Here is a 21,152-nt window from a genome sequence, read left to right as displayed (position 1 = left end):
CCCTTCCGCATCTCCGGCTAGGCTCCCTCCCATGTCTCGCATCGACGGCCGTACCCCCGAACAGCTCCGCCCCGTCACCATCCAGCGCGGGTGGAGCAAGCACGCCGAGGGCTCCGTCCTCATCTCCTTCGGCGACACCAAGGTCTTCTGCACCGCCTCCGTCACCGAAGGCGTCCCGCGCTGGCGCAAGGGCAGCGGCGAGGGCTGGGTCACCGCCGAGTACGCCATGCTCCCCCGCGCCACCAACACCCGCGGCGACCGCGAGTCCGTCAAGGGCAAGATCGGCGGCCGGACCCACGAGATCTCCCGGCTCATCGGCCGCTCCCTGCGCGCCGTCATCGACTACAAGGCGCTCGGCGAGAACACCATCGTCCTCGACTGCGACGTCCTCCAGGCCGACGGCGGCACCCGCACCGCCGCCATCACCGGCGCCTACGTCGCACTCGCCGACGCCGTCGCCTGGGCCCAGGGCAAGAAGCTGATCAAGGCCGGCCGGCAGCCGCTCACCGGCACCGTGAGCGCCGTCTCCGTCGGCATCGTCGGCGGCGTCCCGCTCCTCGACCTCTGCTACGAGGAGGACGTGCGCGCCGACACCGACATGAACGTCGTCTGCACCGGCGACGGCCGCTTCGTCGAGGTCCAGGGCACCGCCGAGGCCGAGCCCTTCGCCCGCGACGAGCTGAACGCCCTGCTCGACCTCGCCGTCACCGGCTGCACCGAACTGACCGCGATCCAGCAGGCGGCACTCGCGGCCACGAACGCGTAAAGAATTCCTCAAGGCCCGGGGGCAACCCGCCGGGCCCCTCCGACGTCCCTCTGGGTACGGGCGCACGGCTCACTCGCGTGCGCCCGGTCAGTCGTCCCAGGGGAGGGGAATCCACGATGTCCGCCAGCCGCCGACCACGCCGGGGCCGGGTCACCGCCATCGCCGCCGCCGTGGCCACCGTCGTACTCACCGCCGGCCTGACCACCGGCTGTGACGCCGTGGACAAGGCGCTGGACTGCGTACAGACCGCCGACACCATCGCCGACAGCGTCACCGACCTCCAGCAGGCCGTCGAGAACGCCGCGAACGACCCCTCCCAGGCCGACGCCTCGCTCGACTCCATCGAGAAGAACCTGCGGACCATCGGCGACAAGACGGACGACGCCGACGTCAACAAGGCCGTGGACAACCTGACCGAAGCCGTGGACAACGTCCGTACCGCCATCCAGGACGGCGACCGGACCCCCGACGTCAGCCCGGTCACGGACGCGGCGGGCGAACTGACCAAGGTCTGCACGTCGTAGCGGGCACCCCGCGCGGCCGGGGGCGGCCGTGACCGGGTACGCGGTCCCCGCGCCCCCTCCGGGCGCCCTCAGCGACCCCCGCCGCGACGCCGCTCCCGCTCCTCCCGCCGCGCCCGGTGCAGCTCGTGCCGTTCCGCCCGGCGCTCCAGCTGCTCCTGGCGGCGCTGTTCCTTCAGGCGCCGCCGTTCCGCGCGCGGGAGCTTGCGTTCCACGCCCACCCCGCCCCAGAACGCGAAACCGCCGATGACCACTCGCGGGGCACCCGGCTCGGCCGGCCCGTCGTCCCTCGGGTGCTCGAACCCGCCCATCACACCGATGCCGCGGACGACCACCTCGACCCCCGGCGGGACGATCACCTGCACACCGCCCATCACGGCCACGCAGTTGATCTCCACCTCACGGTCCGCGAAGTCCGCCTCCCGCAGGTCCAGTTCACCGCCGCCCATGAAGGCGAGGCAGGAGAACCGCTTCGGCACCGTCCAGCGGCCCCGGCGCTCGAACCCCGACAGGATCGCCACCGCGCCCGTCGAGGACCCCTCACCACCGGTGATCCGCCCCGCCCAACTCCCGTCCCGCACCGGCTCCTTCACGAAGGACACCGCGGCGAGCGGGGACGGCGCCCCGGCCGCCGGCAGATCCCGCGTCAACGGCGCCAGCTCCCCGTACGTCCGCGCCGCGTAGGCCGACTCCAGCCGCTCCTCGAACTCGTCCATGTCGAGCCGGCCCTCGGCCAGGGCGTCCCGCAGAACCTCGGCGACCCGCTCACGGTCGGCGTCGGACGCCCGGAGGTCCGGGGCTGCGTCGTCGCTCATGCCAGCAGCCTACGAGACCGCCCTCTCGGCGTACATCCTGGCGATGACGGCCTCGATGTCCGGCTCCCGCACCGACAGGTCCACCAGCGGATACCGGGCCGCCAGATGCGCGACGACCGGCGCCGCCGACCGCCCCGCCGGGAACGCCAGCCACTGCCGCGGCCCCTCCACCCGCACCACCCGCGCCCCCGGCGCCTCCACCGGCGGCAGCTCCCGCTCCAGGTCCACCACCAGCGTCCGTTCACTCTCCCCGGCCTCGTGCAGCCCCGCCAGCGGGCCGTCGTACACCAGCCGCCCGTGGTCGATCACCATCACCCGCGAGCACAACTGCTCGATGTCCTGCAGATCGTGCGTGGTCAGCAACACCGTCGTGCCCCGCTCGGCGTTCAACTCCCGCAGGAACTCCCGGACCTTGGCCTTCGACACCACGTCCAGGCCGATCGTCGGCTCGTCCAGGTACAGCACGTCCGGATCGTGCAGCAGCGCCGCCGCGATGTCCCCGCGCATCCGCTGCCCCAGCGACAGCTGCCGCACCGGCACGTCCAGCAACTCGCCCAGCTCCAGCAGTTCCACCAGACGGCCCAGGTTCTCCCGGTAACGGGCGTCCGGGATCCGGTACATACGGTGCGCCAGCCGGTACGAGTCGATCAACGGCAGATCCCACCACAGCGTGGTCCGCTGCCCGAACACCACCCCGATCCGGTGCGCCAGCCGCGCCCGCTCCCGCGCCGGATCGATGCCCGCCACCCGCAGCCGCCCACCGCTCGGCGTCAGGATCCCGGTCAGCATCTTGATCGTGGTCGACTTCCCCGCGCCGTTCGGCCCGATGTACCCCACCATCTCCCCACGCGCCACCGTGAACGAGAGCGAGTCCACCGCCCGCACCTCACGCCGCTCCCGCCTGAGGAACCCCGCCTTCCTGCGCACCTCGAAGACCTTCTCGACCTGCTCCAGTGCGATGAACTCACCCACGCTAGCTCCCTGTACTGCGGTACGAACGAAGTCCCGCCCGCCAGGCCAGCCCCGCCAGCGCACAGCACCCCACCGCCACCAGCGGCGGAGCCCACGCCAGCCACCGCGGCAGCCCCAGCGGGTACGGCCGCCCCAGCACATACGTCGCGGGCAGCCAGTTGACGAAGGCCAGCGGCAGCACGAACGTCACCCCGCGCACCAGCTCCTTCGCGAACACCGTCGGCGGATACTGCAACAGCGTCGTACCGCCGTACGTGAACGCGTTCTGCACCTCCGAGGCGTCCTGCGCCACGAACTGGAACGCCGCCCCGGCCACGAACACCGCGCAGAAGATCCCGCAGCCGCTCACCACCATCACCGGCATCAGCAGCAGCCGGTCCGCCGTCCAGTCGATGTCCACCCGGGTCAGCGACCAGCCCAGCACCAACGCCCCCTGCGTCACCCGGCCCAGCCGCCGCAGCGCGAACCGGTCCGCCGCCACCTGCGCCAGCACCGGCGCCGGCCGCACCAGCAGCGTGTCCAGCGTGCCGTCCCGAACCCGCCGGCCCAGCCGGTCCATCGACCCGATCCCCAGGTCCGTCAACCCGAAGGAGACCGCGGACAGCCCGTACAGGAACGCCACCTCGGACAGCGGATAGCCGCCCAGCGCGTCCACCCGGGAGAACATCAGCATGATCGCTGCGAAGTCGAGGAAGGTCGCCGCGAAGTTCCCGAACGCGGTCATCGCGAACGACGCGCGATACGCCATCGTGGACCGCACCCACATCCCCGCGACCAGCCGGTACGTCCGCAACCCCTCGGCCAGCCGGCCCCTCCGCGTCCACGGCGCCACCGGGCTCCCCTCAGCCACCCTGCACCACCACCCGCCGCGTCGCCGCCGACTGCACCAGCCGCCCGGCACCCAGCAGCGCCGCCGCCCAGGCCGCCTGGCGGAGATACGTGGGCAGCGGATCCCCGTGCCCGAGCAGGATGTCCGCCGGAGCCTGGAGCAGCGAGGACCACGGCAGGACCCGGACGACCTCGCCCAGTGTGCCCGGGAACACATTCAGCGGCAGCAGCATCCCCGAGCAGAAGAACCCCGCCAGCCACGCCATCTGCATCACACCCGTGCCGTCCAGCAGCCAGAACGCGCTCAGCGCCACCAGGTAGCGGATGCCGAAACCGACCAGCATCGCCAGGGCCACGGCGACGAGGAACGCGACCCACGTCCCGGCGTCGGCCGGCAGATACAGCGGGAAGCACAGCGCGCCGAACACGAACGGAATCAGCCCCCGGCCCAGGAACTGGAAGAACGCCCGGCCCAGGTCCGCCGCCAGCCACCACAGCTGAAGGTCGGCCGGCCGGTACAGGTCGATGGCCACGTCCCCCGTACGGATGCGCTCCATCAACTCGTCCTCGAAACCGCCGCCTCCGATGGCGAGCGTCGACAAAAAGGCCTGCCCGAGCCAGACATAGGTCATGGCCTGTGCCTGGTCGTACCCCCCGAGATGCGGCTTCTCGTCCCACAGAGCGCGGTACGTGTACACGAGGATCAGCCCGAAGACCGTGTTCGTGAAGACCCCTGCCGCAGTGGCGGCCCGGTAGGTCGCGTACCGTCTGAACCCCCCTGCCGCGACGGCCGCGTACAACCGTCCCGCGCCCACGTCAGTCGACCTCCTCGGACACGCTCGACACCGAAGCGCAGGAGCCTAGTCCGGAGGCCCGGCGGCCGGCCACGCGTTTTCCGGCCGGAAGCATGCCGGAATCCGGGAACGGAACGCCGGGTGCGAGAGTCTTCAAGCAGGGGGAGCGCAGAAGCGTACGAGGCGTACAGGAACGTACGACGCGAAAACAGGAGTCCGTGCACGACATGAGCGACGAGCCGCAGCCGCAGCAGCCGAACGAAGGCGCCGCGCCGGAAAAGCCGCTGCCGGCTGATGGGCCCGGGAACCCGGGGGGCCGCGCGGAGACGGCCGCCGATCAGCCTGAGAGCCGACCCGAGCGACCCCGGCGGGAGCCGGCGGCCGACCGGGAAGGGGACGCTCGGCGCGCCACCAGGCCCGACACCGCCCGGCTTGAAACCACCGACCGGTCCGAGACCGCCGACCGGGCACCGGGAGCCGTGCGGGCCGCGGGCGCCGGGAAGCCGCAGAGCGGCGAGCGCCCCGCCGACGGCACCCGCGGCCCCCGCGCCGGGGAATCCGACGGCACCCGTGGCTCTCGGGCCGGGGAAGCCGACGGCACCCGGAAGAGTGGTCCGGCCACACCCGGGAACGGCACGGGGGGCCGCGCCCCTCAGGCCGACACCGCACGTACGGCCTCCACGTCCGGCGAAGGCACCGCACGGTCCGGCTCGCCGTCCGCGGACGGCTCGGGCCGCCCGGGCTCGGCGGCGCCGGACCGGACGGCTTCCATGGCCCGCGCCCGCCAGGCGGCCCGCGGCGCCCGCACGGAACAGAAGGACCCGGCGGACCCGGCGGGGACCCCCGCGTCTTCGGCGTCCGGCGCGTCTTCGGCGTCCGGCGCGTCTTCAGCGTCCGCCGGGTCTTCGGCACCGGGCGCGTCTTCGGCGTCCGGTCGTGCTCCGGGTTCCAGCGGCGGCCGGGTGTCCGGCGGTGCTTCGGGTCCCGATGCTGCTTCGGGTCCCGGTGGTGCTTCGGGTGCCGGTGGCGCCCCGGGCTCCGGCGGTGCATCCGCCTCCGGGAAGACCCCCGGACCCAGGAAGCCGGCCGCCTCCGAGGGCCCGGCCGCCTCCGAGGGCCCGGCCGGGTCCGACGGGACTCCGTCGGCCGAGAGCACTCAGGTGCTTCGGCGCATCACCCCGCCCCCGGGTCCCCGGACACCCGCGGACGGAACCGCGCCCTCGGCCGGGACCGGCAAGCCGGGCCGACAGGCCCAGTCCGGTACGGCGGCCGGTGCCGCCCGGGGAGCCGGCAAGGCGGCCGGTGCCGCGCCGGGTACCGGCAGCGCGGCCGGTGTCGGCAACGCTTCCGGTGTCGGCGCGGGTGCCGGTGGTGGGCAGGGGGGCGCGGGTGGTCCATCCCGCGGTTCCGGAAAGCCCGCCGGCGCTTCCCGAGGTTCCGGGCCCGAGCAGGCGCCCGAGACCACCCAGGTCCTCCGGCGGGTCGGCGCACCCCGCGCGGGCGAGCCGGGCCCAGCCGGGGACAAGAGCACGACGGCCTCCCCGGCGGAACCGAACCCCACCGGCCGTACTCCCCGCCGCGACGCGCCCCGCCCCGGGGGCCGGAACCACGCCGCCCAGGCCGCCAACGCCGCCGACGCGGCCGGCACCGGTGCCGCCGCCCCGTCCTCCCCGGCCGCCGCACGAGCCGCCCGCGCCGCCCGCGCGGCGGGCGCCGCCGGTGCCGCTGGTGCCGCCGCCGTCGCCGCGGCCGGAGCCGGCGCCCAGGCCGGCAAGGCCGGAGCCGCCGCAGGAGCCGCCGCCCAGGCCGGCAGCGCCGCCGCCCGAGCCGGTGCCACCGCCGGCGGTGCCGCGGCCGGTGCGACCGCCGCCGGTGCCGCGGCCGGTGCCACCGCGGCCCGTGCCGCCGGTGCCCGTGCCGGATCCGGTGCCGGCGCGCGCCCGGACGCCGGTGCCAACAAGACGACCGCCCTCGCCGCCGCCGACGGCGGATCCGCCGCAGGCAAGGGCAAGAAGACCAAGAAGGGCAAGCGGCCCAAGCGCACCGGATGGCGGCGGATCATCCCGACCTGGCGCATGCTCCTCGGCACCTTCTTCGTCGGCGTACTGCTGATCATCGGCCTCTTCTTCCTCGGCTACTCGATGGTCAAGATCCCGCCGGCCAACGCGTTCGCGACCATGCAGAGCAACGTCTACCTCTACGCCGACGGCTCGCAGCTCGCCCGCGACGGCGACGTCAACCGCGAGAACGTCAGCCTCGCCCAGGTCTCCAAGGCCGCCCAGCACGCCGTACTCGCCGCCGAGGACCGCGACTTCTACACCGAGTCCGCCGTCGACCCCAAGGCGATGATCCGCGCCGGCTGGAACACCGCCACCGGCAAGGGCAAGCAGTCCGGCTCGACGATCACCCAGCAGTACGTGAAGAACTACTACCTGGCCCAGGAACAGACGGTCACCCGCAAGGCCAAGGAATTCTTCATCGCGATCAAGCTCGACCAGAACAAGTCCAAGGACGAGATCTTCGAGGGCTACCTCAACACCAGCTACTTCGGCCGCAACGCCTACGGCATCCAGTCCGCCGCCCAGGCCTACTACGGCAAGGACGCCGCCGACCTCGACCCGGCCCGCGCCGCCTACCTCGCCGCGCTCGTCAACGCGCCCAGCGAGTACGACGTCGTCGCCCACCCGGAGAACAAGAAGGCGGCCGTCGCCCGCTGGAACTACGTCCTGGACGGCATGGTCAAGAAGGGCTGGCTCGACGAGTCCGAGCGCACCGGCATGAAGTTCCCCATGCCGAAGGAGCAGACGATCTCCACCGGCATGTCCGGCCAGCGCGGCTACCTCGTCGAAGCGGTCAAGCAGTACCTCACCAGCAACAACATCATCGACGCCGACCACCTCAAGCTCGGCGGCTACCGCATCACCACCACCATCCAGAAGGACAGGCAGGACGCCTTCGTCAAGGCGGTCGACGACCAGCTGATCTCCAAGCTGGACAAGAAGAACCGCAAGGCCGACACCTACGTCCGGGCCGGCGGCGCCTCCGTCGACCCCAAGACCGGCAAGGTCGTCGCCATGTACGGCGGCATCGACTACGTGAAGCAGTACACCAACGGCGCGACCCGCGGTGACTTCCAGGTCGGCTCCACGTTCAAGCCGTTCGTGTTCACCTCCGCCGTGGAGAACGGCTCGACCACCCAGGACGGCCGCACGATCACCCCGAACACCATCTACGACGGCACCAACAAGCGGGTCGTCCAGGGCTGGAGCGGCGCACCGTACGGCCCGGAGAACGAGGACCAGCGGTCCTACGGCCCCATCACCGTCCGCAAGGCCACCGACCTGTCGGTGAACTCGGTGTACGCGCAGATGGCCGCCGACGTCGGCCCCGAGAAGGTCAAGCAGACCGCGATCGGCCTCGGCATCCCCGCCGACACCCCGGACCTCTACCCGTCCCCGTCCATGGCCCTCGGCACCGCCAACGCCAGCGTCCTGGAGATGGCGGAGGCCTACGCCACGCTCGCCAACCACGGCAAGCACGGCGCGTACACGCTGGTCGAGAAGATCACCAAGGACGGCAGGGACGACATCCGCCTGCCCGAGCAGCCGGACAAGCAGGCCGTCAGCCGGGAAGCCGCCGACACCACCACCTCCGTCCTGCAGAGCGTGGTCCAGACCGGCACCGCCACCGCCGCGCTGAACGCCGGCCGCCCGGCGGCCGGCAAGACCGGCACCGCCGAGAGCGACACCGCCGCCTGGTTCGCCGGCTACACCCCCGACCTGGCCACGGTGGTCTCCGTCATGGGCCAGGACCCGGTGACCGCCAAGCACATGCCGCTGTACAACGCCCTCGGCCAGCCCCGCATGAACGGCGGCGGCCCGCCCACCGAGATCTGGGCCCAGTACACGCGCGACGCGCTCAAGGGCAAGGCGGCCACCGAGTTCGACCTCCAGCTCCAGCAGGGCGCCGACCAGATCCAGGAACCCCCCGCCACCGGCACGCCCGAGCCCGGCACCGACGCCGGCCAGGACACCGGCGGCACCACCACCGACGGCGGCCCGGACACCGGCGGCGCGACCGCCAGCCCGAGCACCGACGGCGGCGCGACCACCGGCGGAGGCGCGACCACCGGCGGTGGTCCCACCACGGGCGGCGGCGCGACGACGGGCGGCGGTGCCACCACCGACGGGGGCGGCACCACCACCACCGGCGGCGACACGACCGGCGGCGGCCCGACCACCGACGGGGGCGGCACCACCACCGGCGGCGACACGACCGGCGGCGGCCCGACGACCGGCGGCGGCACCCCGGGCGGCGGCACCGACGCCGGCGGCACCACCGGCACGGTCGAGGGCACCGGAGGCGGCCCCGGCACCTGACGCCACGGTGACGCGATCACGCAGTGACCGCCGGGACCCAGCGACCACTGACCGCTGGGACCCGGCGGTCGCCGGGCTCAGCGACCGCCGGGTCCCAGTGATCGCCAGGGCTCAGTGATCGCCGGGGCTCAGTGGCCGCTGGTCGCCTTCAGCCCCACCACGGCGACCAGCAGCAGACACACGAAGAAGATCCGGGCGGCGGTGACAGGCTCACCCAGCACCACCATGCCGAGCACCGCCGCACCGGCCGCACCGATGCCCACCCACACGCCGTACGCCGTACCGATGGGCAGGGACTTCGCGGCGTACGACAGCAAGGCCATGCTGGCGACGATGCCGACGCCGGTGAACAGACTCGGGACCAGCCGGGTGAAACCCTCGCTGTACTTCATCCCGATCGACCAGCCGACCTCCAGCAGACCGGCGACGACGAGCAGAACCCAGGCCATGACAGGCACCTCCGAGACGTGACGACTCTTCTCCGGGGTGCGTCGTCTTTGCCTTCGACCCGGTACGGCGCGTCTCGTCGGGTTCCCTCCGAACATAACAAAGCCACGCCGAAGAGGGCCGGTGACCATCGTCACCGGCCCTCTTCGCCATCGCTCTGCCTGTCGCTACGCCGACGCCACACCGTCGGTCGCCACGCCTACGCCACACCGTCGGTCGCCACGCCTACGCCACACCGTCGATCGCTACGACGACGCCACGCCGACGCTGCGCGCGGACCGCCCCGCGTCAGAGGTACAGGCCCGTGGAGTCCTCCGACCCCTCGAACCGGTCCGCGGCGACGGCGTGCAGATCACGCTCGCGCATGAGCACGTACGCCACACCCCGCACCTCGACCTCCGCCCGGTCCTCCGGGTCGTACAGGACACGGTCGCCCGGCTCCACCGTACGTACGTTCTGGCCGACCGCGACGACCTCGGCCCAGGCCAGCCGCCGCCCGACCGCCGCGGTGGCGGGAATCAGAATGCCGCCCCCCGACCGCCGTTCGCCCTCACCGGTCTCCTGCCGCACGAGAACCCGGTCGTGCAGCATCCGGATCGGCAGCTTGTCGTGGTGGGGGGTGCTGTGCTCGTTTCTCTTGGCGCTCACGCTGTGAACCTACCTGTCCCGGTCAGTCCCTGCGCCGCCGGGCCCCGAGGGCGAGCAGCCCCACGACCCCCACGACGACGAGCGCGGCGGGCACGATCCGCTCCAGCCGAGGCGCCCCCTCGTCATCCACAAACCGCGCCCGGACATCACTCACCACCCGGTTGACCTGCACATAAGCCCGCCCGAGCGTGTGATCGACATTGGCGACGACCTTGGCCTTCGCATCCCCGACGATGGTCTTCGGATGCACCCGCACCCCGATCTCGTCGAGCGTCTCGGCCAGCACTTCACGGCGGCGCTTGATGTCCGCCTCGATCTGCGCCGGGGTTCTGGTGTCCGACGTGTCCGCCACCGTACGGCCTCCGAAGTCTGCTGATGCTGTTCCGAACAGTCTGTCAGCTCATCGCCGCGCCGCACCGCAAGGCCCCCCGGTTACGCTAGTCCGATGAGCGAGCGACTCCAGCCCGGGGACGTTGCCCCCGCGTTCACCCTGCCCGACGCCGACGGCAACCAGGTGTCCCTGGCGGACCACAAGGGCCGCAAGGTCATCGTCTACTTCTACCCGGCCGCCCTGACCCCCGGCTGCACCAAGCAGGCCTGCGACTTCACCGACAACCTGGAGGTCCTGGCCTCCGCCGGCTACGACGTCATCGGCATCTCGCCGGACGCGCCGGAGAAGCTCGCGAAGTTCCGCGAGAAGGAGTCCCTCAAGGTCACCCTCCTCGCCGACCCCGACAAGAAGGTCACCGAGGCCTTCGCCGCCTACGGCGAGAAGAAGAACTACGGCAAGACCTACATGGGCGTCATCCGCTCCACGATCATCGTGGACGAGGAGGGCAAGGTCGAGCGCGCCCTGTACAACGTCCGCGCGACGGGCCACGTGGCCAAGATCATCAAGGACCTGGGCATCTGACCCACCCCGCACCGACTGCCGACGGCCCGCACCGGAACGACCCGGCGCGGGCCGTTCTCGTACCCCCGACCGTGACTGTCCGATAAACGGTTCGTTACTCCGTACGGGCCGCGAACGCATGCCCGGAACGGAGGGGCTCGATGGGGGCCGGCGCGTACACGAAGGAACGCCTGGAGACGGCGGCACACGGAGCGCGAACGCTGTCGGAGGCGCTGGAGAGACTGGGGGTGGACCCGAGGAGCCCGACACGGCGGTACGTGCTCGAGCGGATGAAGAAGCTCGGTGTGGACGTGTCGCACTTCGAGCGGGAGGGGGTGAAGTGGACCAGGGAGATTCTTGAGCCGGTCGTCGCGGTATCCGCGAGCGTCAACGAGGTCGTACGCCGACTGGGCCTCGACCCCGTGGGCGGTCACCAGACCAACATCGCCCGACGGATCAAGGCGCACGGAATCGACACCTCGCACTTCACGGCTGTGGTCCGAACCGAGCGGATGAGGGACAACCGGCGGCGCCGAACCGCCGGGGAGATCCTTGTCGAGGACACCTCGGCGCACGCTCCCCGCATCCCGCGGCAGCGACTCAAAAGGGCCATGGGCGAGGTGGGAGTGGAAGAACGCTGCGCCCGGTGCGGTATCGAGCCGGTGTGGCTCGGCGAACCGCTGCCGTTGGAGGTGGACCACATCGACGGCAACTGGCGGAACAACCGCGTCGAGAACCTGCGGTTCCTCTGTCCCAACTGCCACTCGACGACGGACACCTACCGAGGACGGGGCAAGCGGCGGACTCGGGCGGGTGCCGAATGAACAGCGGAGTGCGGTACACCCGTGAACGGTTGGCCCAAGCAGCCGCGCAATGTGCAGACATCGACGAGGTCATCGCCTTCTTAGGCGTACGTCCCTATCGCAACCTGCGCCGACACCTCTACAAGCGCTTCGAGTATTTCGGTATCGACGTCTCACATTTCCCACGCAGGCGGACTGGTGGACCGCCTCCCAAGCCGGACCCTGAAGTGCTGCGGCGTGCAGTCGAAGACGCAACCTCCATCGCGGGTGCTCTCCGGATCCTTGGCAAACCCTGTAGCGGTCAGCTCCGAACGCTGTTCCACCAGTGGGTGGCAGACGACGGACTCGACACCTCGCACTTCTTGGGACAGGCCCATCAGCGGGGCAGGCCGAGCACGACTGCCAAGCGGGCCGAGGACATCCTGGTCAAGCACGAGGGCGAGAACCGGACGAAAACCGTGCTGCTCCGACGAGCGCTTCATGCCATCGGGGTGCCTGAGAAGTGCGCCGGCTGCGGAGTCGGTGGGGAGTGGCTGGGGAAGCCCATGACGCTGGAAGTCGATCACGTCAACGGTGACTGGCGCGACAACAGGCAGGAGAATCTGCGCCTGCTCTGCCCCAACTGCCACGCGATCACCAGCACCTGGTGCCGAGGAGGTCGACGAGTGGTGCGCGGCGCCCAGTAGAGTAGGCGAGGTTGAGGGCCCGTACCCCAGCTGGCCAAGAGGGCGCCGGTTTAGGTCCGGTGTGTCGTGGGTTCGAGTCCCACCGGGCCCACAAGCGAAAGAGCCCCCGCACCTTGCTTTCAAAGGCGCGGGGGCTTTCTGTGAGGTTCAGCCCAACAGCTCCCGTACCACCGGCACCAGTGCCCGGAACGCCTTCCCCCGGTGGCTGATCGCGTTCTTCTCCTCGGGGCTCAGCTCCGCGCACGTCCGCGTCTCGTTCTCCGGCTGGAGGACCGGGTCGTAGCCGAAGCCGTTCGTGCCCGCGGGGGCGTGCCGCAGGGTGCCGAGCAGTCGGCCCTCCACCACCCGTTCCGTGCCGTCCGGCAGGGCGAGCGCCGCCGCGCAGGCGAAGTGGGCGCCCCGGTGCTCCTCCGCGATGTCGGAGAGCTGGGCGAGCAGCAGGTCGAGGTTGGCCTTGTCGTCGCCGTGGCGGCCGGCCCAGCGGGCGGAGAAGATGCCGGGGGCGCCGTTCAGCACGTCGACGCAGAGGCCGGAGTCGTCGGCGACGGCGGGAAGGCCGGTGGCCTGGGCGAGGGCGTGGGCCTTGAGGAGGGCGTTCTCGGCGAAGGTGACGCCGGTTTCCTTGACGTCGGGGATCTCGGGGAAGGCGTCGGCGCCGATCAGTTCGTGCGGCAGTCCGGCCTCGGCGAGGATCGCCCTCAGCTCGGTGATCTTTCCGGCGTTGCGGGTGGCGAGGATCAAGCGGGTCATGTCCGCCAGTATTCCTCGCCACCAGCCCAAGCCCCCGCCTGCCCCGAGCCACCACCCCACGCCCCCGTCCGCCCGACCCCGGCCATGCCCCCCGCCTGCCGCGAGCCACCAGCCCGAGCCCCCGCCTGCCGCGAGCCACCAGCCCGAGCTTTCCGCCTGCCCCGAGTCGCCGGCTCGAGCCCCCGCCTGCCGCGAGCCACCAGCGGTTGTGACCCCGTGCCCTTGGCAGGCCCCCCGTCCGTCCAACGCGCCCGGCCGCGCCGCCGTCCGCCCCGAGCCTCGGCGGCCGCTCCGCCTGCCTGAGCCCTGCCTGAGCCCCCGGTCGCCGCTCCGTCCGCCCCCGAGGTCCCGCTACAGCTCCGTCTGTCCCGTGCCGTTCAGGGTGTCGAGGTCGAAGGTCTCGGCCATGGTGCGGTAGCCCAGGTCGCTGGGGTGCAGATGGTCGCCGGAGTCGTACTCGGAGCGCAGGCGGCGGGGGTCGTAGGGGTCCCTGAGGGCCTTGTCGAAGTCGACGACCGCGTCGTACACGCCGCCTGCCCTGATCTCCTCGTTGATCTGCCGGCGTACCGCCTCCCGGGCGGGGGTGTAGGCGCGGTGGCCCTTGAACGGCATCAGGGTGGCGCCGACGACCTTGAGGCCGCGGGCGTGCGCCTGGCGGACCAGCGTGCGCAGGCCGGTGACGATGCGGTCGGGGTCGGCGACCCGCGGGTTGCGCAGGATGTCGTTGACGCCGAGGTCGATGACGACGGCCTTGGCGTTGGTGCGGGCGAGGACGTCGCGGCCGAAGCGGCCGAGGCCGCTCTGGTTCTCGGCGGGCCGGCCGAGCCCGCCGGCGAGGACCTGGTTGCCGCTGATGCCCTCGTTGACGACGCTGTAGCGGGGCGGTTGCCCGCCGTCCGCCAGGGCGCCGCGCAGCCGGCCGGAGAGGATGTCGGGCCAGCGGTGGTTGGCGCCGACGGTGGAGGTGACGCCGTCGGTTATGGAGTCGCCGAAGACGACGACGGTGCCGGCGGCCTCGTCGCCGAGGACGTCGAGGGCGGTGAGGTAGCGCCAGTAGGGGGTCTGTTCGGTGTACGGGGTGCCGGTCGTGTCCTCGGTGTGGTCGCCGGTGGCGAGGTAGGACACCTGCCGGGCGTGCGGGTGGTAGGTGACCGGGCCCGACGGGGTGGGGGAGTAGGTGGTGACCAGGACGTCGGTGCCCTGCGGGATGGCCAGGGGTGTCGCGTCGCTGACGGACTGTCCGCCGGCGGGTATGACGACGCTGGTGCTGCCGTTGAAGGTGAGGCGGCGCATCGTTTGCGCGTCGGCGGTCGCGGTGCCGGCGCCCGTGGCCAGGGCGAGGGAGGCGTGGGTGAGGGTGAGGGGTGACCGGCCGTAGAGGTTGGACAGCGTGACGCGGGCACTCGTGCCGCCGGTGCTCGTGTGCACGACGTTGCGGACCGAGCGGCCCGCCAGGCCGGCCGTTTCGGTGCCGGGTTCGCCGCCGACGGGGGCGGTGGCCCAGGCGCCGGCCCAGGTGCCGGTGGAGGCGGGGGCGGCGGCGCCGTGGTGCGGGCGGCCGTCGGCGAGGGTGGTGCGGGGGGTGCCGTCGTCGGCGGCGACGGTGACGTATATGGCGGTGGACAGGGCCACGACCAGCGCGACGAGGGCGCTCAGGACGGCACGGTGCTTCGCGGGGGACACCCCGGCACCGTCGACATGACGCTTGGCCATGCTTGTGTTGTTCTCCTCGGAAGATGGGAGCTGAAGGCTCCGATCCTGCTGAGCCCGTGATCCGTCACGGGCCGGGGAGACCTGACAGGCCCCTGCCACTGCTCCCGCCTCAGACAGACACCGGGAACTCCTGTTCTGTTCCGGGAGTCGGTCAGGAAGGGACAATTGTGGGCGGGATCACCGAACGGGTGGAGCTGATGGAACCTACCGAGACGGGAACACCGGCGCGGAGCGTGTCGTACCGGACCATGACGGCGTTCACCCCGGCCGACGAGGAGCGCCGGCGCGGGGTGCGGCGCATGAAGCTCACGGCGACGGGCCTGCTGCTGTTCGTGGCGGTGGTCTACGTCCTGGCGAAGTTCGCTGCGCACGACGGTGCCGGGCAGTGGGCGGACTACGTGGCGGCGGCCGCCGAGGCCGGCATGGTCGGCGCGCTCGCCGACTGGTTCGCGGTGACCGCGCTCTTCCGGCATCCGCTGGGGCTGCCCATTCCGCACACCGCGATCATCCCCACCAAGAAGGACCAGCTGGGCATCTCGCTGGGCGAGTTCGTCGGTGAGAACTTCCTGTCCGAGGACGTCGTCCGGCAGCGGCTGCGGGCGGTCGGCATCGGCAGCCGGCTCGGTGCCTGGCTGGCGGAGCCGGAGCACGCGGACCGGGTGACGGCGGAGCTGGCCACCGCGCTGCGCGGGGCCCTGACCGTGTTGCGGGACTCGGATGTGCAGGCGGTCGTCGGTGAGGCGATCACCCGGCGGGCGAACACCCAGGAGATCGCCCCGGGGATCGGCAAGATGCTGGAGAAGGTCGTCGCGGACGGTGGGCACCGGCGGGCCGTGGACCTGGTGGTGGCCCGCGCGCACGACTGGCTGGTGCTGCACCGGGACGATGTGATGGTGGCCGTGGAGGGCGGTGCGCCCGGGTGGACCCCGCGGTTCGTGGACCGCAAGGTCGGCGAGCGGGTGTACAAGGAGCTGCTGCGGTTCGTCACCGAGATGCGGGACATGCCCTCGCATCCGGCGCGTGGCGCGCTGGACCGCTTCCTCACCGATTTCGCCTCCGACCTCCAGTCCGACACGGACACGCGGGTGCGGGTGGAGCGGCTCAAGGGTGAGGTGCTGGGCCGGGGCGAGGTGCAGGATCTGATCGCGTCCGCGTGGACGGCCGTACGGTCGATGATCGTGGCGGCCGCGGAGGACGAGCGCAGCCAGTTGCGCCGGCGGGTGCGGGCGGCGCTGTTGTCGCTGGGTGCGCGGATGGCGACCGAGCCGAAGGTGCAGGAGAAGGTCGACAGCTGGGTGGAGGGCGCGGCGGTGCACGTGGTGACGACGTACCGCAAGGAGATCACCTTGCTGATCACGGACACGGTGGCGGGCTGGGACGCCGAGCACACCACCCGCAAGATCGAGGCGCACATCGGCCGCGACCTGCAGTTCATCCGGATCAACGGCACGGTGGTGGGATCCCTGGCGGGTCTGCTGATCTACGCGGTCTCGCGCGGAGTGGGGGCCTGAAGGGGGGCCCGGCCTATTTCGACGAGGTCAGGGCACCCGGACATCCGTCCTTGGAGGAGGAGGGGTGCCCATGAGCACAGCCGAGGCCGAGAGCGGCCGGACCATCACCACCGACATCCCCGCCCGGCTGGACCGGCTGCCCTGGTCGCGCTGGCACTGGACGATCGTCATCGGCCTGGGCACCGTGTGGATCCTGGACGGCCTGGAGGTCACGGTCGTCGGCAACATCGCCAGCCGGCTCTCGGAGCCCGGCAGCGGCCTGTCGATCTCCTCCGGTCAGGTCACGGGCGTGGCCGCCGCGTTGTATGTGGCGGGTGCGTGCTCGGGGGCCCTGTTCTGGGGGCGGCTGACGGACCGCTGGGGCCGCAAGAGGCTCTTCATGATCACCCTGGCGGTGTACCTCGCCGCGACGGCCCTGACGGCCGTGTCCTGGGAAGCCTGGTGGTTCTTCCTGTTCCGGTTTCTGACCGGCTTCGGCATCGGCGGCGAGTACGCGGCGATCAACTCGGCGATCGACGAGCTGATCCCGGCGGACTACCGCGGCCGGGTCGATCTGATGATCAACGGCAGTTTCTGGCTGGGCGCGGTCGGCGGTTCGCTGCTGTCGATCGTCGCGCTGAACACGGACCTGCTGGCCGCGAACGTCGGCTGGCGGCTGACGTTCGCTCTCGGTGCGGTCCTCGCGCTCGTCATCCTCCTCGTACGGCGGCACGTCCCGGAGAGCCCGCGCTGGCTGCTGATCCACGGCCGGGACCGGGAGGCGGAGGAGATCGTCTCCGACATCGAGCGCCGGGTGGAGTCGGAGAAGGGCGGGCGGCTTCCCGAGCCCCAGGGTGAGCTGGAGATCCATCAGCGCAAGAGCGTGTCGTTCCTGGAGATCGCCCGTACGGTCTTCGGCCGGTACCGCAAGCGCGCCGTTCTCGGCTTCTCCCTCTTCATCGGCCAGGCGTTCCTGTACAACGCCATCACCTTCGGCTTCGGCGCGATCCTGACCAAGTTCTTCGACGTGCCCTCCGACCACACCGGCTACTACTTCGCGGTGATCGCGGTCGGCAACTTCTGCGGCCCGCTGCTGCTGGGGAAGCTGTTCGACACGGTCGGCCGCCGGGTGATGATCTCCTCGACGTACCTGCTCTCGGGTCTGCTGCTGTTCGGCACGGCGTGGCTGTTCGACCGGGGCTCGCTGACCGCGGGCACGCTGACCGCCTGCTGGTGCGCGGTGCTGTTCTTCGCTTCGGCGGGGGCTTCCAGTGCCTATCTCACGGTGTCGGAGATCTTCCCGATGGAGACGAGGGCGATGTCCATCGCCTTCTTCTACGCCCTCGGGACCGCGGCCGGCGGTATCAGCGGGCCGCTGCTGTTCGCCGATCTCACGGGCACCGGCAAGGTCGGGGACACGGTTCTCGCCTTCTGTGTCGGCGCGGCGCTGATGTGCGCGGCCGGCCTGGTCGCGGCGTTCCTCGCGGTACGGGCCGAACGCCGGTCCCTGGAGGACATCGCCCGCCCGCTGACGGCGGTGGCGGGCCGGGCCCGGGCGGTGGCGCAGGGCGACGGTTCCGGCGGCCGGGGCCGCGGCCCGGCGGCCCCACCGGCGGCGAGCAGGCCGTGAGGGTCGGGTGCCGGTAGGGGGCCGGCCGGTGGGCTGAGTGTCGGGTGCCGGTGGGGTGAGTGTCGGGTGCCGGTGGGGGCCCGGCCGGTGGCGTGAGTGTCGGGTGACGGTGGTGGAGTCCGGTCGGTGGGTGAGGGTCGGGTGCGGTGAGTGTCGGGTGCCGGTAGGGGGCCCGGCCGGCGCGGTGGGCGTCGGGTGCCGGTGGTGGGGCCCGGTCGGCCGCGGTGGGCGTCGGGTGCCGGTGGTGGAGCCCGGCCGGCGCGGTGGGCGTCAGGCGCCGGTGGTGGAGCCCGGCCGGACGATCATCAGGACGGTCACCGCGGCCCACAGGAGGTTGAACAGCCCGGTGTACATCGCGAGCCGGGCGGTCACCGCGGCCGTACCGTCGCCCTCGACGAGCGCGCTCTGGGCCGGGAGGACCAGCGCGGCGAGCACGAGGGCGGCGAGGGCGGTCAGCGCGATCGACACGATCAGCCAGACGCTGCCGAGCACGCCCATCCGGCTCGCGGTGGCGAACCCGAAGACCGGGACGACGACGCCGACGACGGCGTACACCCGGCAGATCCGGTGCAGCAGCCGCAGCGTCCCCGTGGCGTCGGAGCCGCCGAAGCCGTCGATGCTGCCGGAGCCGCCGATACCACTGGGGTCGTTGAAGTCGCCGGGCCCGACGGTGCCGGTTTGCGCGGGTGCGGGTGCGGGTGCGGGTGCGGGTGCGGTGGACGGTGCGGTGGCGGTGGCCGTGGAGGGCGCGGTGGCGGTGGCCAGGGCCCGGCGGGCGGCGGGCGGGAACATGCTGGCGGCGACGGCGACCGGACCGACGGCGAGGATCGCGGCGATGACGTGGACGGCGAGGAGGAACTTGGTCACGGGGCGACGGTAGGAGCGGCGAAGATCCCCCGACAGTGGCGTGATTGCCGGCTGTCGACGGATTCCCGCCACCGAGGCGGAGCCCGGTGAACCTCCTGCCATGATGCGGGTGCCGGGTGCCGGGTGCCGGGTGCCGGGTGCCGGGTGCCGGGTGCCGGGTGCCGGGTGCCGGGCCGGGCCGGGTGCCGGGCCGGGCCGGGTGCCGGGCCGGGTGTGGTGCCGGGTTCCCCGGCTGCCCAGGTTGGCGACAACCCGTCGTACGACTACGTTCCTGCCATGCATACCGTGGCCTTACTGGCGCTGGACGGCGTCATCCCGTTCGACCTGTCCGCCCCCATCGACACCTTCGGCTGGGCGCGGCTGCCCGACGGCCGGGAGCCGTACCGGGTGCGCGTGTGCTCGGTACGGGACGAGGTGAGCGCCGGTGCCTTCGCGGTGCGGGCGCCGTACGGCTTGGAGGCGCTGGCCGAGGCCGACACGATCATCCTGCCGGGGGTGGCGGAGCCCCCGGAGACGCTGCCGCCGGGGGTCGCCGAAGCGCTCCGCTCGGCGGCGGCGAACGGCACGCGTATCGCGTCGATCTGCGTGGGTGCGTTCCTCTTCGCGGCGACGGGCCTGCTGGACGGCGCGCGGGCGACGACGCACTGGCTCGCGGCCGGCCGGCTGGCGGCGATGTATCCGGAGGTGACGGTCGATCCGAACGTCCTGTACGTCGACAACGGCCAGTTCCTGACGTCGGCGGGGGCGGCGGCGGCCCTGGACATGTGCCTGCACATGATCCGCAGGGACTTCGGTTCGGCGGTCGCCGCGCACGCGGCACGGCTGTCCGTGATGCCGTTGGAACGGGAGGGCGGGCAGGCCCAGTTCATCGTCCACGACCTCCCCCCGGCCCCGGCCGGCGCGACCCTGGAGCCCCTGCTGCACTGGCTGGAGGACCACTGCGACCGCGACCTGACGCTGGACGAGATCGCGGGGAAGGCCGGCATGAGCACCCGTACCCTCAACCGGCGCTTCCGGGACCAGACCGGTACGACACCGCTCCAGTGGCTCCACCGGGCGCGGGTGCGGCGGGCGCAGTACCTGCTGGAGACGACGGACCATCCGGTCGAACGGATCGCCCTCCAGACGGGGTTCGGCTCCCCGACGGCCTTCCGGGAACGGTTCCGCAAGGTGGTGGGGACGAGTCCGCAGGGCTACCGGAAGGCGTTCCGGCAGGGTGACGGGAACAGGTGAGGGCGGCTCCCCCAAGATCGGCTAGGGTGACGGGCCGTGGCACGTGCGAACGGGTGAACTCGCCGGGCGCGCGCCGCCGTTCGGTACGTCTTCGGGGGAGTGTCAGTGAGCAGCAGCCGAGGGGGCGCGTCCGCGCGCCTGCGGTCGATACGGTCGATACCCGGTCCCTTCGCGGTCGCCACGACGCTGACCGCGCCGTCCCGTCCCGACCGGATCGAGGACCCGGTCGTCTCCGGACTCCAGTGGGCCCGTACGGCGGTGGGGATCGTCGCCACGGTGTGGCTGCTGATGGCGTATCCGCTGGCCGAGGGGCGGGAGCAGTTCGTCATGGGCAAGGTGGAGGATCTGCTCATCGGCAGCGGTCTCACCCTCGTCGTGGGCTTCGTCGCCGTGACCGCCTTCATCGTCGCGGCCCGCTCCCCGCTGGGCCGCCGCTACGCCGCCCGGCTGGCCGGTCCGCTCAGCTCACTGGGCGCGATCGCGCTGGGCGCCGGGGCGGCCTGGCTGATGGTGAAGATGCTGAAGGGCGACATCATCTCGACGGCCGACGTCGGCTACCACGGCATCCTGGTCGGCCTGCTGCTCGTGGCGCTGTTCATCATCGGCGGCCTGGTCTGCGCGCTGGCGCTGGTCTTCGCGGTCCTCTTCACGCTGGTCGCGCTGGTCCACGGCCTCAACTCCTGCTTCCGCCTGGGCGACGTGCACGAGCTGCTGCCGGCCCTGATCTCCCCGCTGCTGGTCTGGTCCCTGTTCGTCCTCGGCCTCTTCGACGGCCCGGACGTCGCGGCCCCGCCCGTGGTCCTCTACACCTTCCTGCTCGGCGGCCCCGTCTCGGTGACGGCACTGTCGGTCTGGGAGGTACGGAGACTGCGCACACGGCACGGGATGACGCTGCGCGGGGCGCTGGGGAGGTGACGC

The 21,152-nt window shown here is 72.1% G+C and carries 20 protein-coding genes, 1 tRNA gene and 1 riboswitch; of the genes, 11 read left to right on the top strand and 10 right to left on the bottom strand.

What is annotated here, in order from left to right:
• Nucleotides 1–31 precede the first annotated feature (31 nt).
• Both rph and JK361_RS11990 read left to right on the top strand, forming a co-directional pair.
• Nucleotides 32–766: a ribonuclease PH gene (gene rph, locus JK361_RS11995; RefSeq protein WP_201815771.1), complete on the top strand. Its 735-nt coding sequence runs from the start codon at nucleotides 32–34 to the stop codon at nucleotides 764–766.
• A gap of 116 nt (nucleotides 767–882) precedes the next feature.
• Nucleotides 883–1,290 carry a prefoldin domain-containing protein gene (locus tag JK361_RS11990; RefSeq protein WP_201815770.1) on the top strand — a complete coding sequence of 136 codons (408 nt, stop codon included), beginning with the start codon at nucleotides 883–885 and terminating at the stop codon, nucleotides 1,288–1,290.
• A gap of 68 nt (nucleotides 1,291–1,358) precedes the next feature.
• Here JK361_RS11990 and JK361_RS11985 read toward each other — a convergent pair whose 3' ends face one another.
• Genes JK361_RS11985 through JK361_RS11970 form a run of 4 tightly spaced genes read right to left on the bottom strand, consistent with a single transcriptional unit; the run spans nucleotide 1,359 to nucleotide 4,717 of the window.
• Entirely contained in the window at nucleotides 1,359–2,102 is a 744-nt protein-coding gene (locus JK361_RS11985; RefSeq protein ID WP_201815767.1) for a DUF1707 SHOCT-like domain-containing protein, read from the bottom strand.
• 9 nt (nucleotides 2,103–2,111) lie between these two features.
• Nucleotides 2,112–3,074 carry an ABC transporter ATP-binding protein gene (locus JK361_RS11980; RefSeq protein WP_201815765.1) on the bottom strand — a complete coding sequence of 321 codons (963 nt, stop codon included), beginning with the start codon at nucleotides 3,072–3,074 and terminating at the stop codon, nucleotides 2,112–2,114.
• 1 nt (nucleotide 3,075) lies between these two features.
• Entirely contained in the window at nucleotides 3,076–3,924 is an 849-nt protein-coding gene (locus JK361_RS11975; RefSeq protein ID WP_307787245.1) for an ABC transporter permease, read from the bottom strand.
• Nucleotides 3,917–4,717, bottom strand: a complete 801-nt coding sequence (locus JK361_RS11970; RefSeq protein WP_201815761.1) for an ABC transporter permease — start codon at nucleotides 4,715–4,717, stop codon at nucleotides 3,917–3,919. The genes JK361_RS11975 and JK361_RS11970 overlap by 8 nt, the downstream gene beginning before the upstream one ends.
• Nucleotides 4,718–5,856: 1,139 nt before the next feature.
• On the opposite strand from JK361_RS11970, the gene JK361_RS11965 reads away from it, so the two are divergent.
• Complete coding sequence (locus JK361_RS11965; RefSeq protein WP_307787244.1) at nucleotides 5,857–9,075, top strand: transglycosylase domain-containing protein; 3,219 nt, start codon at nucleotides 5,857–5,859, stop codon at nucleotides 9,073–9,075.
• A gap of 128 nt (nucleotides 9,076–9,203) precedes the next feature.
• Here JK361_RS11965 and sugE read toward each other — a convergent pair whose 3' ends face one another.
• From sugE to JK361_RS11950, 3 genes are all read right to left on the bottom strand, one after another.
• Complete coding sequence (gene sugE, locus JK361_RS11960) at nucleotides 9,204–9,524, bottom strand: quaternary ammonium compound efflux SMR transporter SugE (RefSeq protein WP_201815755.1); 321 nt, start codon at nucleotides 9,522–9,524, stop codon at nucleotides 9,204–9,206.
• Between the two features lie 36 nt (nucleotides 9,525–9,560).
• Nucleotides 9,561–9,623, bottom strand: a riboswitch (guanidine-III (ykkC-III) riboswitch).
• A 187-nt stretch (nucleotides 9,624–9,810) separates the two neighbouring features.
• Nucleotides 9,811–10,170, bottom strand: a complete 360-nt coding sequence (locus JK361_RS11955; protein WP_201815753.1) for a GroES family chaperonin — start codon at nucleotides 10,168–10,170, stop codon at nucleotides 9,811–9,813.
• Between the two features lie 22 nt (nucleotides 10,171–10,192).
• Nucleotides 10,193–10,522 carry a DUF3618 domain-containing protein gene (locus JK361_RS11950; protein WP_201815751.1) on the bottom strand — a complete coding sequence of 110 codons (330 nt, stop codon included), beginning with the start codon at nucleotides 10,520–10,522 and terminating at the stop codon, nucleotides 10,193–10,195.
• Nucleotides 10,523–10,615: 93 nt separating this feature from the next.
• Between JK361_RS11950 and bcp the strand changes: the two genes are divergently transcribed.
• From bcp to JK361_RS11930, 4 genes are all read left to right on the top strand, one after another.
• Nucleotides 10,616–11,083 carry a thioredoxin-dependent thiol peroxidase gene (bcp, locus tag JK361_RS11945; protein WP_201815749.1) on the top strand — a complete coding sequence of 156 codons (468 nt, stop codon included), beginning with the start codon at nucleotides 10,616–10,618 and terminating at the stop codon, nucleotides 11,081–11,083.
• Nucleotides 11,084–11,223: 140 nt separating this feature from the next.
• A complete protein-coding gene (locus JK361_RS11940; protein WP_201815747.1) occupies nucleotides 11,224–11,886 on the top strand; it encodes an HNH endonuclease signature motif containing protein in 663 nt (220 codons plus the stop codon).
• An 8-nt stretch (nucleotides 11,887–11,894) separates the two neighbouring features.
• Nucleotides 11,895–12,551 carry an HNH endonuclease gene (locus tag JK361_RS11935; RefSeq protein ID WP_372448704.1) on the top strand — a complete coding sequence of 219 codons (657 nt, stop codon included), beginning with the start codon at nucleotides 11,895–11,897 and terminating at the stop codon, nucleotides 12,549–12,551.
• A 15-nt stretch (nucleotides 12,552–12,566) separates the two neighbouring features.
• A tRNA-Leu gene (locus JK361_RS11930) sits at nucleotides 12,567–12,642 on the top strand.
• Nucleotides 12,643–12,698: 56 nt separating this feature from the next.
• Here JK361_RS11930 and rdgB read toward each other — a convergent pair.
• Entirely contained in the window at nucleotides 12,699–13,301 is a 603-nt protein-coding gene (gene rdgB / locus JK361_RS11925) for an RdgB/HAM1 family non-canonical purine NTP pyrophosphatase (RefSeq protein ID WP_201815743.1), read from the bottom strand.
• 351 nt (nucleotides 13,302–13,652) lie between these two features.
• On the bottom strand, nucleotides 13,653–15,014 hold the full coding sequence (locus tag JK361_RS11920) for an SGNH/GDSL hydrolase family protein (protein ID WP_201815736.1): 1,362 nt from the start codon (nucleotides 15,012–15,014) through the stop codon (nucleotides 13,653–13,655).
• A gap of 197 nt (nucleotides 15,015–15,211) precedes the next feature.
• Here JK361_RS11920 and JK361_RS11915 point away from each other — a divergent pair, with 197 nt between their 5' ends.
• The gene (locus tag JK361_RS11915; RefSeq protein WP_236052737.1) at nucleotides 15,212–16,525 is read left to right on the top strand and encodes a DUF445 domain-containing protein; all 1,314 of its coding nucleotides are present in this window, start codon (nucleotides 15,212–15,214) and stop codon (nucleotides 16,523–16,525) included.
• Between the two features lie 70 nt (nucleotides 16,526–16,595).
• Nucleotides 16,596–18,134 carry an MFS transporter gene (locus tag JK361_RS11910; protein ID WP_201815732.1) on the top strand — a complete coding sequence of 513 codons (1,539 nt, stop codon included), beginning with the start codon at nucleotides 16,596–16,598 and terminating at the stop codon, nucleotides 18,132–18,134.
• Between the two features lie 270 nt (nucleotides 18,135–18,404).
• Here the strand turns inward: JK361_RS11910 and JK361_RS11905 are convergent, their stop codons facing one another.
• The gene (locus JK361_RS11905) at nucleotides 18,405–19,001 is read right to left on the bottom strand and encodes a hypothetical protein (RefSeq protein ID WP_201815731.1); all 597 of its coding nucleotides are present in this window, start codon (nucleotides 18,999–19,001) and stop codon (nucleotides 18,405–18,407) included.
• 276 nt (nucleotides 19,002–19,277) lie between these two features.
• Here JK361_RS11905 and JK361_RS11900 point away from each other — a divergent pair, with 276 nt between their 5' ends.
• Nucleotides 19,278–20,234 (top strand): GlxA family transcriptional regulator, encoded by a 957-nt coding sequence (locus JK361_RS11900; protein WP_201815730.1) that lies wholly within the window; start codon nucleotides 19,278–19,280, stop codon nucleotides 20,232–20,234.
• Between the two features lie 105 nt (nucleotides 20,235–20,339).
• Entirely contained in the window at nucleotides 20,340–21,149 is an 810-nt protein-coding gene (locus JK361_RS11895; RefSeq protein WP_201815729.1) for a hypothetical protein, read from the top strand.
• Nucleotides 21,150–21,152 lie beyond the last annotated feature (3 nt).

Source organism: Streptomyces musisoli (assembly GCF_016741855.1).
GTDB lineage: Bacteria > Actinomycetota > Actinomycetes > Streptomycetales > Streptomycetaceae > Streptomyces > Streptomyces musisoli.
This window is presented reverse-complemented; position numbering and strand designations above follow the sequence as displayed.

Bases quoted from the DNA above. Each gene is read 5' to 3' on its own strand.
- JK361_RS11985 (WP_201815767.1), bottom strand. From the start codon at position 2,102: ATGAGCGACGACGCAGCCCCGGACCTCCGGGCGTCCGACGCCGACCGT.
- rdgB (WP_201815743.1), bottom strand. From the start codon at position 13,301: ATGACCCGCTTGATCCTCGCCACCCGCAACGCCGGAAAGATCACCGAG.
- JK361_RS11900 (WP_201815730.1), top strand. From the start codon at position 19,278: ATGCATACCGTGGCCTTACTGGCGCTGGACGGCGTCATCCCGTTCGAC.
- sugE (WP_201815755.1), bottom strand. From the start codon at position 9,524: ATGGCCTGGGTTCTGCTCGTCGTCGCCGGTCTGCTGGAGGTCGGCTGG.
- rph (WP_201815771.1), top strand. From the start codon at position 32: ATGTCTCGCATCGACGGCCGTACCCCCGAACAGCTCCGCCCCGTCACC.
- bcp (WP_201815749.1), top strand. From the start codon at position 10,616: ATGAGCGAGCGACTCCAGCCCGGGGACGTTGCCCCCGCGTTCACCCTG.
- JK361_RS11915 (WP_236052737.1), top strand. From the start codon at position 15,212: ATGGAACCTACCGAGACGGGAACACCGGCGCGGAGCGTGTCGTACCGG.
- JK361_RS11990 (WP_201815770.1), top strand. From the start codon at position 883: ATGTCCGCCAGCCGCCGACCACGCCGGGGCCGGGTCACCGCCATCGCC.
- JK361_RS11940 (WP_201815747.1), top strand. From the start codon at position 11,224: ATGGGGGCCGGCGCGTACACGAAGGAACGCCTGGAGACGGCGGCACAC.
- JK361_RS11910 (WP_201815732.1), top strand. From the start codon at position 16,596: ATGAGCACAGCCGAGGCCGAGAGCGGCCGGACCATCACCACCGACATC.
- JK361_RS11920 (WP_201815736.1), bottom strand. From the start codon at position 15,014: ATGGCCAAGCGTCATGTCGACGGTGCCGGGGTGTCCCCCGCGAAGCAC.